Raw genomic sequence first — 14713 nt, 5'->3', positions numbered from 1 at the left:
CGCCCGCCCCCGCACGAGGACCGCACGAGGACCCCGATGGAACCCATGGACGCCAAAGAGATCCTGACCCGCGTGAAGACCGGCAGCCTGGACGCCGCGTCCGCCGCCGCCCTGCTCCGGGCCGCGGCGGGTGCGGCGACGGCTCCCGCCGCGCCTGCCGCGCCTGCCGCGCCTGCCGCCTCGCCCGGCGACACCGCGCGGCGGGCCCAGGCTCCGGCCGCCGGAGCACCGGCCGAAGGCCTTGAGGGTTCGGCCGGCGACGCGTCTGCGGCGGGCCCTGTCGCCGGGGCGACGCCCGCGGGCCTGGTGTCGCGGGAACGGGCCGCGGCACTGTTGCTGGCGGCGGGGCAGGCAGGTCCGGGGCGGTCGGCGGACGGGGCGGTGCGCGGTTCCGCGGGCGCGGAAGAGGGCCCGGCGGCTGGTTCCGTGGGCGCGGAAGAGGGCGTGGCGGCTGGTTCCGTGGGCGGACTATGGGCCGACGCGGGCGGTCCCGTCCGTGGGGAACGGGCCGTGACCGGCGGTACCGGCGGGGAAGCACGGGCGCGCGGCGGCACAGGGCCGCGACCGGACGTGTCCGAGCCCGAGCCCGTGGCCGTCGTCGGGTACAGCGCACGTTTCCCCGGGGCCGCGGACGCCGACACCTTCTGGCAGCGGCTGCTGGACGGCGACGACCTCGTGACGGAGGTCCCCGCCGACCGCTGGCGGATCGCCGAGCACTACGACCCCGACCCCGAGGCCGAGGGGAAGTCGGTCAGCAAGTGGGGCGCCTTCGTGGAGGGGGCCGACCTCTTCGACGCCGACTTCTTCCGGATGCCCCCGCGCGAGGCCGAGCTCATGGACCCGCAGGCCCGGCTGTTCCTCCAGGAGGCCTGGCGTGCGCTGGAACACGCCGGGCAGCGCACCGGGGCCCTCGCCGGTGCCCGCTGCGGGGTCTACGCGGGCGTCATGATGAACGACTACCAGGACCTCATCGAACGCGAGAGCGAGCACGCCCGGCTCGCCCAGGTGATGCAGGGCAACTCCAACTCCCTGCTCGCCGCCCGCATCGCCTACCACCTCGACCTCAAGGGCCCCGCCGTCACCGTCGACACAGCCTGCTCGTCCTCCCTGGTCGCCCTGCACCAGGCCTGCCAGGCCCTGTGGCTCGGTGAGGCCGACATGATGCTCGTCGGGGGCGTCACCCTCTACCTCACCGAGCTGCCGCACGTGTTCATGAGCCGCGCGGGCATGCTCTCGCCGACCGGCCGCTGCCGCCCCTTCGACGCCGCCGCCGACGGCATCGTTCCCGGCGAGGGCTGCGCCGTCGTCGTCCTCAAGCCGCTGAGCAAGGCCCTGGCCGACGGCGACCCCGTGCACGCCGTGCTGCGCGCCTCCGGCATCGGCCAGGACGGCCGCACCAACGGCATCACCGCGCCCAGCGCCCTCTCCCAGGCCCGGCTGATCACCGCCACCCTGGACCGCTTCGGCCTCGATCCGTCCGGCATCGACTACGTCGAGTGCCACGGCACCGGCACCCCGCTCGGCGACCCCATCGAGGTCACCGCGCTCAACGAGGTCTTCGCCCCGGCCGCCCGGCCCGCGGGCAGCGTCCCGATCGGCTCGGTCAAGGGCAACGTCGGACACACCTCGGCCGCCGCGGGGCTGGCCGGCCTGCTCAAGGCCGTCGGCGTGGTGCGCACCGGCCAGGTGCCGCCCTCGCTGCACTGCACCGCCCTCAATCCGCGCATCCCCTTCGACGAGGGCCCGTTCACCGTCGCCACCGAGCCCCGCCGGCTGCCCGGCACGGACGGGCGGCCCCGTCGTGCCTCGGTCAGCTCCTTCGGGTTCAGCGGCACCAACGCCTACGTCGTCGTGGAGGAGGCACCGCCGCTCCCGGCGTCCCCGGCGGCGGACCCCGGCGCCCCGGTGCTCGTCCCGCTGTCCGGTCACCGGCCCGAGGCCGTCACCGGCCGGGCTGCCGAACTCGCCCGCTGGCTGCGCTCACCGGCCGGTGCCGGCGTCACCCTCACCGACCTCGCCCACACCCTGGCCTGCGCCCGCGACCACCACCGTCACCGGGCCGTGTTCCTGGCCGCCGACCGCGCCGAACTCCTCGCCTCCCTGGACCGGCTGACGGCCGGCGCCCCCGACGAGCGCACCGTCACCGCACCGGACGGCCCGGCCCCGGCGTCCGTCGGTCCCGACACCGTCTGGGCCCGGGCCGCCGACGGCGACCCGTCCGCCCTGCGCGAGGTGGCCCGGCGCTACACGGCCGGCCTGCCCGTCGACTGGACCCGAGTCAGCCCACCCGCCCGCCACCGCCGCGTCCCCGCCCCCGGTTACGCCTTCGTCCCCGACCGGCACTACGTCGTCCCTCTGGCCGACGTTGCCCAGAGCGTGGGGGACGCTGCGCATGGGCTGGTGGACGCTGTCCGCGGTTCGGGTGACGTTGCCCGCGGGCCGGTGGGCGGTGCCCAGAGCCCGGCGGACGTTGCCCACGTCTTGGCGGGCGCCGGCCACGGACCGGGTGGCGTTGCCGCCCGCGGATTGGCGGACGTGACCCAGAACCCGGGCGACGCCGCGCGCGGACCGGCGGACATTGGCCACAGGGCGGCGGACGCTGCCCGCGGACTGGCCGACGTTGCCCAGAGCCCGGCGGACGTTGCCCACGTCTTGGCGGGCGCTGGCTACGGATCGGGTGGCGTTGCCGCCCGCGGACTGGCGGACGTGACCCAGAACCCGGGCGACGCCGCGCGCGGACCGGCGGACATGGTCGACAGGGCGGCGGACGCTGCCCGCGGGCCGGCGGACGTGACCCAGAACCCGGGCGACGTCGCGCGCGGACCGGCGGACATGGTCGACAGGGCGGCGGACGCTGCCCGCGGGCCGGCGGACGTTGCCCAGAGCCCGGCGGACGCTGCCCGCGGGCCGGCGGACACTGCGCAGAGCCCGGTCGCCGCCCACGGCCCGGTCGGCGACCGGCTCGACGGCCTGGTGCTGTACACACCCGGCTGGGAGGAGTGCCCCCTGCCACCGCGCGAGCCCGGCACCGGCGCCGTGCTGTACGTGCACGACGCGCACGGCGACCTCACCGCCGCCCTCGGCGGCACCGCGCCGGACCGGGCCGCCGCCGGACCGCAGCCGGTGGCCGCCGCCCTCGTGCTGCGGCTGACCGGCGACGACGTGGCCGCCCTGGACGCCGCGCGGCGGGTCCTCGCCGCCCACCGCACCCAGCCGCTGACCCTGATCGCCGTCACCGCCGACCCGCAGCGCGCCGACGCCGCCCGCGCCCTGGTGCAGACGCTGCGCCAGGAGAACCCGCGCCTGACGGGCCGGGCCCTGCTCGTCACCGACGACGGCCCCGCGGCCGCGCCGCGCATCCGGGCGGAACTGGCCGCGCCCGAGGCGGAGTACGGGCACCTCGCCGACCTGCGCGGCACCCGGCGCACCCGCAGGGTGCTGCGCCCCGCCGCCCCGCCCGCCACCGGCTTCGCGCCCCGCCCGGACGGGGTCTACCTGGTCACCGGCGGAATGGGCGGCATCGGTCTGGCCCTGGCCCGGGACCTGCTCCGGCACCCCGGCGTCCGCGTCGTCACCTGCGGCCGCACCCCCGCCGAGGACCTCGACGCCGCCTCGCGTCCCCCGGCGGACGGCTCCGGCCGTCTGCGCTACGTCCGCGCCGACGTGGCGGCCCCCGGCGGCGCGCAGGCCCTCGTCCGCGACGTTCTCGGCCACGAGGGCGCCCTGCACGGCGTCTTCCACGCGGCCGGGACCGTCGAGGACGCCTACCTGCTGCGCAAGACCGCCGACGGCATGGCCGGCGTCCTCGCCCCGAAGGTCACCGGCACCACCGCCCTGGACGAGGCCACCGCCCGGCTCCCGCTCGACGTCTTCGTACTCTTCTCCTCGGTCGCCGCCGTCACCGGCAACATCGGCCAGTGCGACTACGCCTACGCCAACGGCGTGCTGGACGGCTTCGCCGAGCGCCGCGCCGCCCGCGTCGCGGCGGGAGAGCGGCACGGGCGCACCCTGTCGGTGCAGTGGCCGCTGTGGGACGTGCCCGGCATGACCATCCCCGAGCCGGTCCGCCAGGTGGTCGAGGAACGCGTCGGCATGGTCCCGCTGCCCGCCGGGCCCGGACTCACCGCGCTGTGCCGCCTGCTGGGCACCGGCGGTCCCGACGTCGTCTCCGTCTTCCACGGCCGGGCCGACGCCTGGCGGCAGCACCTCGCCGGTCTCGGCCTGCTGCCCGCGCGGGACGCGGACGCCACCGGCGCCCCCACCGGCCGTGCCCTGCCCGGGGCCGGGGCCGGGGCCGGGGCAGCGCCGCAGGCCGCCGACGCCGACCTGCTCGACCTGGTCTGCCGTACCGTCGCCGACACCCTCGGCCACGACCGGTCCGCCATAGGACCCGGCACGTCGCTGGAGGCCCTGGGCCTGGACTCCGTGATGATCCGCACCCTCGCCTCGAAGCTGAGCGGCCGGATCGCGCCCATCGGCCCCGAGATGCTCTTCGGCCTGCGCGACCTCGCCGAACTCGCCGACCACCTGCGCCGGCTGACCCCGACGCCGGCCACCACCACCGGCGGCGACGAGACACCCACGGCCGCCCCCACGGCCGTCCTGGAGACCACCCCCGTGACCGGGCCCGCGGACCCGGACGACGACGTGTTCGCCGTCGTCGGCATCAGCGGACGCTACCCGGGCGCCGACGGCCTCGACGCCTTCTGGGACAACCTCCTGGTCGGCAAGGACACCGTCGGCGACCTGCCCACCGACCGGTGGAGCGACAGCGGCGGCGTGTCCGCGAGGGGCCACTTCCTGGACCGCGTGGACGCCTTCGACCCCGTCTTCTTCGGCCTGTCCGCCCACGAGGCCGCGTTCGTCGACCCCCAGGAACGGCTGTTCCTCGAGATCGCCTGGGAGGCCCTGGAGGACGCCGGACTGACCGGCGCCCGCCTCGACGCGCTCACCGCGGCCGACGGCGAGGCCCGCAGCGTCGGGGTGTTCGCCGGGATCACCTCCGCCGACTACCCGCTGCTCGGTGCGGAACGCTGGGCGGCCGGAGAGCGGGACATGCCCTCCGGCCACCACTGGTCGCCGCCCAACCGCCTGTCGTACCTGCTCGACCTGCGCGGGCCCAGCCAGCCCGTCGACACCGCCTGCTCGTCCTCCCTGGTCGCCCTGCACCTGGCCGTGGAGGCGCTGCGCCGCGGCGAGTGCGCCGCGGCGCTGGCCGGCGGCGTGAACCTGTACCTCCACCCCTCCCGGTTCCGGATGCTGCGCCGCTCCGGTTTCCTCGCCGAGGACGGCCGATGCCGCAGCTTCGGCACCGGCGGAGCGGGGTTCGGGCCGGGCGAGGGCGCCGGCGCACTGGTGGTCAAGCGTTTCTCAAGGGCCCTCGCGGACGGTGACACCGTGCACGCCCTCATTCGCGCGACCGCCGTCGCCCACGGTGGCCGTACCAACGGCTTCACCGCCCCCAGCCCGCGCGCCCAGGCCCGTGTGCTGCGCCAGGCGCTGCGCCGCGGCGGCGTGGACCCGGCCACCGTCAACGTCGTCGAGGCGCACGGCACCGGCACGGAACTGGGCGACCCCGTCGAGGTCGCGGCCCTGAACGAGACCTACGGCCAGGGGGCCGCCACGGTGCCGTGCTCGCTCGGCTCGGTCAAGTCCGCGATCGGGCACGGGGAGTCGGCCGCGGGCATCGCGGCCGTCACCAAGGTCCTGCTGCAACTGCGGCACGGCACGCTCGCGCCGACCCTGCACGCCGACCCCGCCAACCCCGGGCTCGACCTGGCCGGTTCCCGCTTCCGCCTGCAGCACGAGGCGGCGCCCTGGCCCCGGTTGAGGGACGCCTCGGGGCGGGAACTGCCCCGGCGGGCCGGTGTCAGCTCCTTTGGGGCGGGCGGGGTCAACGCCCACGTGATCCTGGAGGAGTACCTCCCCCAGGAGCCGGACGCCCGCACCGCGGAGCCGGACGGCCGTCAGCTCGTCCTGATCTCCGCGCCCACCTCCGGCCATCTCACCGCGTTCGCCGGGCGCCTGGCCGAATGGCTCACCGGGCCGGGCCGCGGCACACCCCTGGCCGCCGTCGCCCGGACACTGCGCACCGGACGGGCCGCGGGCCCCGCCCGGCTCGCCGCCGTCGTGGCCGGCACGGACGACCTCGCCGTCGAGCTGGACCGCTTCGCCCGGGACGGCCGAGCCACCGGCACGCTGCGCGCGGGCACGGTCGAGGCCGGCCGGGAGCAGGCACCGGAGACCGACGACCTCCTGGACACGCTGTGGCGGACGGGCCGCCTGGAGCAGCTGGCCGACCTGTGGGCGGCCGGGTGGCAGGTCGACCGCCACGCCCCCGACACCGGTACGGCGGCGGTGGTGCCGCTGCCGCCCACTCCGTTCCTGCGCACCCGACACTGGCTCCCGGAGACCGACGCCACCGACCGCACCGGCGCCCCCGCCCCGGTGCCTCCGGTTGCCCCCGCCCCCGCCCCCGTGCTCGCGCCCGAGCCGGAGCCGGTGGCCGCCCCCGCCGACGAACGGGTGCGCCGACTCGTGGAGTTCATCGGCGAACTGGCCGCGGCACCCGGTGCGGGCGACGCCATCGACACCGGCCGCACCCTCGTCGAGCTGGGCGTGGACTCCATCGGAGCGATGAACCTCCGGTTCGAGATCACCGAGCGGTTCGGCGAAACCCTGCCGCTGCAGCAGCTCAGCGAATCCACCGTCGACGAACTCGTCGCCCACCTGTCCGCTCTGCCCGCCCTGTAGAGGGAACCGGAGATCCCAGCCATGCCGCAGACCGACCCCGCCGCCCGGTACGAGCCGTTCGCGCTCACCGAAGTACAGGAATCGTTCTACGTCGGCCGCGCGCTCGGGGGCGGTACCGGCGCGGGAACGCAGATCCACCTCGAGTTCGACGCCGACGGACTGGACACCGACCGGGCGGAGGCCGCCTGGAACGACGTCGTCGCCGCCACCGGCATGCTGCGCGCCCGCCTGCTGCCCGACGGCAGCCAGGCGGTGCTCCCGGACGTGCCGCACTACGCCGTCGTACGCGCCGACCTGACGGACGCGACGCCGGCCGAGGCCGAGGCCGGGCTCGCCCGGCTGCGCCAGGAGGCGCTGAGCGGCTTCGACCCGCACCGCTGGCCGCTGTTCGCGGTGCGCGTCGCGCAGCTGCCCGGCGGACGGGCCCGCGTGCTGTTCACCGTGGACGAGCTCATCGCCGACGGCCCCAGCGTCTCGCTGCTGCTCCAGCAGTGGTACGCCGCCTACGCGCACGGCACCGCGCCCCGGTCGCCCGGCATCACCTTCCGCGAGTACGCCGCGGCCGCGGCCACCGCCGAGGTGCCCGAGGCGTCCCTGGCCTACTGGCGGGAGCAGCTGGCCGGTGCCGACCTGGAACGTCCGCTGCCGCTGGCGGCCGGGACCGGGACCGCCGATCCGGACACCCCCGCGCACCGGCGGCTGACGCTGCGCCTGGACGAGGAGCGCTGGCAGCGCGTGAAGGCGGTGGCCAAGGAGGCCAGGGCCACGCCGACCGCGCTGCTGCTCGCGCTGTGCACCGCCGCGGTGCAGGGCACCGGCCGTGAGCCGCTGCCGGTGGTCCTCACGACGTACAACCGGCGGCCGGTGCACCCCGAGGTGGCCCGGCTGGTCGGCCCGTTCATCTCGACGTCCGTGTTCGTCGCCCCGCCGCCCGCGGGCACCCTGCGCGCCCGTCTCGACCAGGTGCGCGCCCGGCTGTGGCAGGACCTGGAGCACGCGGCGGTCAGCGGGGTGCGCGCCCTGCGCGAGCACGCCAGGGCCGCCGGCGGGCGCCGGGGACGCGCCGTTCCCGTCGTCTTCACCAGCCTGCTCGGCAGCCTCACCGCGGTCTCCGGCGCCGCCGCCGACGACCCCGCCAACTGGGCCGCCCACGTGGACCTGTCGGCCTCGGCCACCCTCACCTCGGGCGTCCACCTGGAAGCCTGCGTCCAGGAGCGGGCCGGTGCCCTCCTGCTGTCCTGGGACTACGCGCCGACCGTGCTCGACACCGCCCGCACCGAGGCCGCCTTCGAGACGCTGCGGGACGCGCTGGAGCACCTCGCGCGGGACGGGGCCGACGCCCTCGACGGCACCCTCGACCGGCCGGAGCCCGACGACCGGCCCGTGCCGCTCACCCCCGTGCCGCTCACCGAGGTGCAGTCCGCCTACCTCGTCGGCCGCATGGGCGGCCTCGGCGGCGCCGCCGAGACCCGCGTCTACCAGGAGTTCCTGCTCCAGCGGCACGATCTCGACCGCCTGGAGCGGTGCTGGAACCGGCTCGTGGCGCACCACCCGATGCTGCGGGCGGCCGTGCACGAGGACGGCACCCTCACCGTCGCCGCGGGGGCGGACACGCCGCCGTACCGCATCGCCCGTCACGACCTGACCGCGGCACCCGACCCCGAGGCGGAACTCGGCGCGGTCGCCGAGCGGTTGCGCGCGGGCACCTTCCCGCTCGGCAGCCGCCCGATGTACGCGCTGGAGGGGAGCACGCTGCCCGACGGCACCGCCGTGCTGCACGTCGTCCTCGACGCCCTCCTCGCCGACGCCCGCAGCTTCGCGCTGCTGTTCGGCCAGCTGTTCGCCCTGCACGACGGCGACGACTCGGTGCTCACCGCGCCCGCCGACCCCGTGCCCCACCTGCGCGCCCTCGCCGGACGGCGGACGGAGGACGCGGAGGAGCACGCACGTGCTCGCGCCGCCTGGCGGCAGAAGTTCGCCGCGCTTCCGCCGGGACCCGACCTGCCCGAACCGGCCGCCGGTGCGGCGCGCAGGCACCGTGCGGCCCCGCTCGGCTCCTGGCGCCGGCTGACCGAGCGCGCCGCCGCCCTCGGCGTCCCCGCCGACATCGTGCTGCTCACCGCCTACACCGACGAACTGCGCGCCGAGTTCGGCCCCCGGGGCCCGTTCACCGTGACGGTCGTCTCCTGGGACCGGCCCGCCACCCTGCCCGGCGCCGCCGGCATGGTCGCCGACTTCACCCGGCTCGCCTGGGTCGTCGTCGACGACACCCTGCCGGTGTCCTTCGCCGACCGTGCCCGCGAGCTGTGGGCCAGGGTCCGCGCCGACCTCGAACGCCACGAACGGTGCCCGGGCCTCGGCGAACTGCGCACCCGCGTCTTCCGCTCCGGCGGTGCGCTGCGGCTGCCCGTGGTGTTCACCCGCGTCCCCGAGATCGACCCGGCGCTGCACCCGCAGGGGGTACGGCTGCGCACCAGCCAGTCGCAGACCGCGCAGGTCGCCCTCGACCACGTGCCGCTGCTGGTCGGCGACGACCTGATGGGCCAGTGGGACGCCGCCGACGGCGCGCTGGGCCCCGCCCGCATGGAGGCGATGTTCGACCGTTACGCCCGCCGGGTGCGGGAGTTCCTGGCCGGCGACGAGCCCTCGCCGGTCGCGGCACCCCGCCCCGCCCTGGACGCGCGTGCCCTCGCCGACGGTCACGTCGACACCGAGGCCACGGAGGCCACGGAGGCCACGGAGGCCGCCGAGGACACCGAGGGCCCCGGGAACCCCGCGGCCGCCGGCCGGGCGCCGGTGACCCTGGTGGAGCTGGTCGAGGCGGGACTCACCGGCCGCGACGAGCACCCCGCCGTACGGTTCGGCGGACACACCGTCACCTACCGCGAACTCGCCGACCGCACCGCCCGGCTCGCCCGCCACCTGCACGCCCTCGGCGTCCGGGCCGGGGACCACGTCGCCGTGCACATGGACCGTTCCGAGGACCTCGTCACCGCGCTCGTCGGGATCGTGCGGGCCGGCGCCGTCTACGTCCCGGTCGACCCCGCCAACCCGCCCGAGCGGGTCCGCTACCTGCTCCGGGACAGCGGCGCCCGGGTCGTCGTCGCCGACGAGGCCCGTGCCGCCGTACCCGCCGAGGCGGGCGCGGTCGTGGTCTGCCCCGGCCGGGCCGAGGACCGGCGCGCGCTCGCGGCGTACCCGGCGACCCCGCCCGCCGTGACCCCCGGCCCCGACGACCCCGCCTACACGATCTACACCTCCGGCACGACCGGGAAGCCCAAGGGCTGCCGCAACACCCAGCAGGGCGTGGCCAACCGCCTGCTCTGGATGCAGGAACGCTTCCCCCTCGGCCCGGCCGACCGGGTCGCGCAGAAGACGCCGTACGGTTTCGACGTCTCGGTGTGGGAGTTCTTCTGGCCGATCGTGGCCGGCGCCTCGATCGTCGTGGCCCGGCCCGGCGGCCACACCGACCCCGCCTACCTGGCGCGGCTGCTGCGCGAGGAGTCGGTGACGGTCACCCACTTCGTGCCGTCCGTCCTCGGCATGTTCCTGCGCCACCCGCAGGCCGCCGCCCGCGCCGCGCTGCGGTACGTCTTCGTCAGCGGCGAGGCCCTGCCCGTCGCGACCATGCGGCACTTCTACGAGGTGTACGGCACCGGTGCGGGCGCGCCCGAACTGCACAACCTCTACGGACCGACCGAGGCCGCCGTCGACGTCACGCACTGGGCCTGCCGCCCCGACTGGGACGAGCCGACGGTGCCGATCGGCCGGCCCGTCGCCCACACCCGCGTCCACCTCGTCGACGAGCGGATGCGGCCGGTGCGGCCCGGCACGCCCGGCGAGATCGTCATCGGCGGCCGGCAGGTGGCCCTCGGCTACCACGGGCGCCCCGAGCTGACCGCCGAGCGATTCGTCCCGTCGCCGTTCCCGGAGCTGGAACCCTCCCCGCGGCTGTACCGCACGGGCGACCTCGGGCTGCTCGCCGACGACGGCGAGATCCGCTACCTCGGCCGCATCGACGGGCAGTTCAAGCTGCGCGGGCTGCGCATCGAGCCCGAGGAGATCGAGGCCGCGCTCACCGGACTGCCCGCCGTCGCCGAGGCCAGGGTGCTCCCGGTACGTGAGGAGGCGTCCGGGGAACAGGCGCTGGCCGCGGTCTGCGTGGCCCGCACGCCCGGCCGCGCCCCGAGCGCCGGGGAGCTGCGCCGGGCCCTCGCCGAGGTGCTGCCGCCGTACCTGATCCCGAGCCGGTTCCGTTGCGTGGACCGGCTGCCGCTGACGACCAACGGCAAGCTGGACCGCGAGGCGGCCGCCCGGCTCCTGGACGCGGTCCCCGAAGCGGGCCCCCGAGCGGCCGCGGCCACCTCGGGTGCGCCGGGGGCCCCGGACGCCGGTGCCGCCGCGGACGTCCCGGGTGCCGATCCGGCGCCGCCCGCCGTGCCCGCCACGAGCGCGGCGGGCGGCGAGGCCGCCGGGATCCGCGCCGCGGTCGCCGAGGTGCTCGGGGTGAGCGACGCCGACGGGATCGACCCGGACGCCGACCTGTTCGACCTGGGCGCGACCTCGTTCAGCATGATCCGGCTCGCCCAGGAGATCGAGCGGATCACCGGGACCGCGCTGCCGGTCGACGTGCTGATCAGCGGGCCGACGGTCGCCGCGCTGACCGCCGCCGCCCTCGCGGACGCCGCTCCGGCCGCGGGACCGGCCGCCGCCGGGACCGACGCCGCGCGGCTGACCGCCGAGGACGTGGCCCGTACGGCCGCGGCCGTGCTGAACCTGCCCGACGTCGACCCGGACGCCGACCTGTTCGACCTGGGCGCGACCTCGTTCAGCATGATCCGGCTCGCCCAGGAGATCGAGTCGGCCACCGGCCGGCAGGTCCCCGTCGACGTGCTCATCCAGAGCCCCACGGCCCGCGCCGTCGCGGACAGCCTCGCCCCCGCCACCGTCGCGGCGGCTCCGGGCGGTCCAGACCCCGCGCCGTCGGCCACCGCGGGGACGGACGTGCGGATCGCCCTCGACCCGGCGGCCAAGGCCGCCTTCAAGGAGGCCAGGATCGCCGAGCGTCCGCTGCCCGCGTCGTCGCCGCGGCTGCCCGTGCCCCCCTCCGGCCCCGCCGAGACCCTCGCCCTGTTCGACGCGTCGTCCTTCCGGGACTTCGCCGGCGAACCGGTCCCCGCCGGGGACCTGCTCGACCTGCTCGCCACCGTCACCTGGGGCGACCTCGACGGCCGGGCCAAGCGTCGCTACCCCTCCGGCGGCGGCTTCTACCCGGTCCAGGTGTACGTGTACCTCGCGCCCGGCGCCGTGGCCGGCACCGACCCCGGCCTGTACTACCTGCACCCCGCCGAGCGGGCCCTGATCGCCCTCGCGCCCGACGCCCGCTACGGCACCGACCTGCACGTCTTCCACAACCGGGCTCTCGTGGAGGGGTCCGCCTTCGGTGTCTTCCTCGTCTCCACCCCGGCGGCCATCGCCCCGGCCTACGGTGAGCGCAACGCCGCCCGCTTCTCCACCATCGAGGCCGGTCACATTGCCCAGCTGCTGCTCACCGGGGCGCCCGAGCGGGGACTGGGGCTGTGCGCGGTCGGCGAGATGGACTTCGACGCCGTACGCGCCGACTTCGGCGTCGCCGACGACCAGGAGCTGCTGCTGTCGCTGTGGGGCGGCGCGCTCACCGCGGACGCCAGGGCCCGCCGGGAGGCGCTGCGGGCCGGCACCGGCGCAGCCGTCGGCACCGGGACGGACGGCGGTACCGGGACGGACGGCGGTACCGGGACGGACGGCGGTACCGGCGCCGACACTGGGTCCGGTGCGGGTCGCGGTGCCGTCGCCGTCGTCGGGTTCGCCGCCGAACTGCCCGGCGCGCGCTCCCTGGACGAACTCGACGCGCTGCTGGCCGGCGGCGGCACCGCGACCGGGCCCGTGCCCGAGCACCGGTGGGCGCCGCTGCCCTCCCGCGCGCGGCGCGCCGGCGCCGCCGTCGGCGGGTACCTCGACGAGGTCCTGGCCACCGAGGCCGAGGAGTTCGGCATCGACCCCGCCGAGGGGCCGGCCGTCGACCCGCAGGAACGGCTGCTGCTGTCCGTCGCCCGCCGCTGCTTCGAGGACGCCGCCGTCGTCCCGGCACGGCTGGCCGAGCAGGGACCGGTCGGGGTGTTCGTCGGGTCCATGTGGCACGACCACGCGCTCCACGGGGTCGCCGCCCGGGCCGGCGGGCGCCCCGACGAGGGCACGCACGCCACCCGCGGCGGCCTCGCCCACCGCACCTCGCACGCGTTCGGGCTGACCGGGCCCAGCGTGCTCCTCGACACCGGGTGCGTGTCCGGTCTCGCCGCCGTCGAGGCCGCCTACCGGGCCGTCGCCGACGGCCGTTGCACGGCCGCCCTCGCCGCCGCGGCCAACCTCGTGCTGCACCCCGACCACCTCGACGTACTGTCCGAGATGGGGCTCGTCGCCGAGGACGCCGACTCCTGCGCCTTCACCGACCGGGCGAGCGGCTGGCTGGTCGGCGAGGGCGTCGGGGCCGTGCTGCTCAAGCCGCTGGAGCGGGCACTGGCCGACGGCGACCCGGTGCACGCGGTGCTGCGCGGCGGCGCGCTCCAGCACTCCGGCACCACACGGCAGTTCGGCATTCCCGACCCGCAACGGCAGGAACAGACGATGCGCGCGGCCCTCGCCGACGCCCGCCTGGCACCCGCCGACATCGGCTACGTGGAGGCCGCCGCGGCGGGCGCCGCCCTCGCCGACGCCCTGGAGTTCACCGCTCTGGGCCGGCTGTTCGCCGCCGACGCCGGGGAGGGGGAGCCGGTGCCGGTGGGGTCCGTGAAGCCGAACACCGGGCACCTGGAAGCCGCGTCGGTCTTCGCCCAGTTGGGCAAGATCATCGCGCAGTTCCGCCGCATCGAGGTGTATCCGACGGTCCTGTCCGGCGCCGTGAACCCCGCCGTCGCCCGCTCATCTGGGCCGGTGGCCCTGGCGGGGCGGCAGGCGGACCGCTGGCGCACCGGGCCGGGCCGTCCCCGGACGGTCCTGGTCAACGGCTTCGCCGGCGGTGGTTCGTACGGCAGCCTCGTCGTCGAGGAGCCGCCGGCCGCCGCGCCGGCCGCGTCCGACGACGAGGTGCGCGCGCTGCCGCTGTCGGCGGACACGCCGGAGAACCTGGCCGCGCTCGCCGAGAACCTGGCCGACGCCTGGGAACGCGACCCGGGCCTCGGCGTGGGGGCGGTGGCCCGCTCCCTGCGCGAGGGCCGTACGGAGCGCCCCGCCCGCGCCGTCCTGACGACCGGGCGCGCCACGGCGCCGGCCGGGCTGCGGACGCTGGCGCGGCGCGTCCGGCAGGAGGGCGCGGGCATCACCGAACTGGCAGGCTCCGCACCGGGGGAGGAGCTGGCGCCGACCGGGCCCTGGCTCGCCGGCGAGCAGGTGGCCTGGCCCGCCGTCGCCACCTCCCGGGCCACCCTGCCGCCCACACCACTGAACCGGGTCTCCTTCCCGCTCCCGACCGCGACCGCGACTCCGACCTCGGCTCTGACTGCGACCCCGGTGACTACGGGTGGGACGGTGACCGCACCCCCGGCCTCGACCGCGTCCACGGCCCTCCGGCCCGTCGCCGCCGCGCAGGCCGCTCCCGCGGCGGACCGGAGCGACGGGCTCTCGGCACGGCTGGGTCAGGTATGGGGCCTCGACCCCGCCGCGAACCCGGACCCGGCACCCGACGTCGGGTCCACCACGGACCCCGGCACCGAACCGGGCACTGGCCCTGGCACCGAACCGGGCACTGGCCCTGGCACCGATCCCGGACCGGGCACTGGCACCGGAGTGGGCACCGGCACCGGACCGGGCGCTGGCCCTGGCACCGAACCGGGCACTGGTCCTGGGGCCGGACTCGGATTGGGCCCTGGCACCGATCCCGGACCGGGCACTGGCACCGGAGTGGACACTGGCACCGGACCGGGCA

The 14713-nt window shown here is 77.0% G+C and carries 2 protein-coding genes; both read left to right on the top strand.

Annotated features, from left to right (window positions below; genetic code table 11):
* Nucleotides 1-36: 36 nt before the first annotated feature.
* Nucleotides 37-6753, top strand: coding sequence for an SDR family NAD(P)-dependent oxidoreductase (locus KUM03_RS13210; protein ID WP_217247394.1), 6717 nt, complete (start codon nucleotides 37-39; stop codon nucleotides 6751-6753).
* A gap of 21 nt (nucleotides 6754-6774) precedes the next feature.
* On the top strand, nucleotides 6775-14713 hold a 7939-nt coding region (locus KUM03_RS13205; RefSeq protein ID WP_217247384.1), incomplete at its 3' end, for a non-ribosomal peptide synthetase.

It is taken from the genome of Streptomyces sp. AC602_WCS936 (assembly GCF_019049125.1).
Taxonomy (GTDB): domain Bacteria; phylum Actinomycetota; class Actinomycetes; order Streptomycetales; family Streptomycetaceae; genus Streptomyces.
This window is presented reverse-complemented; position numbering and strand designations above follow the sequence as displayed.

Coding starts and splice junctions, on each gene's coding strand:
- KUM03_RS13210 (WP_217247394.1), top strand. CDS start 37: ATGGAACCCATGGACGCCAAAGAGATCCTGACCCGCGTGAAGACCGGC.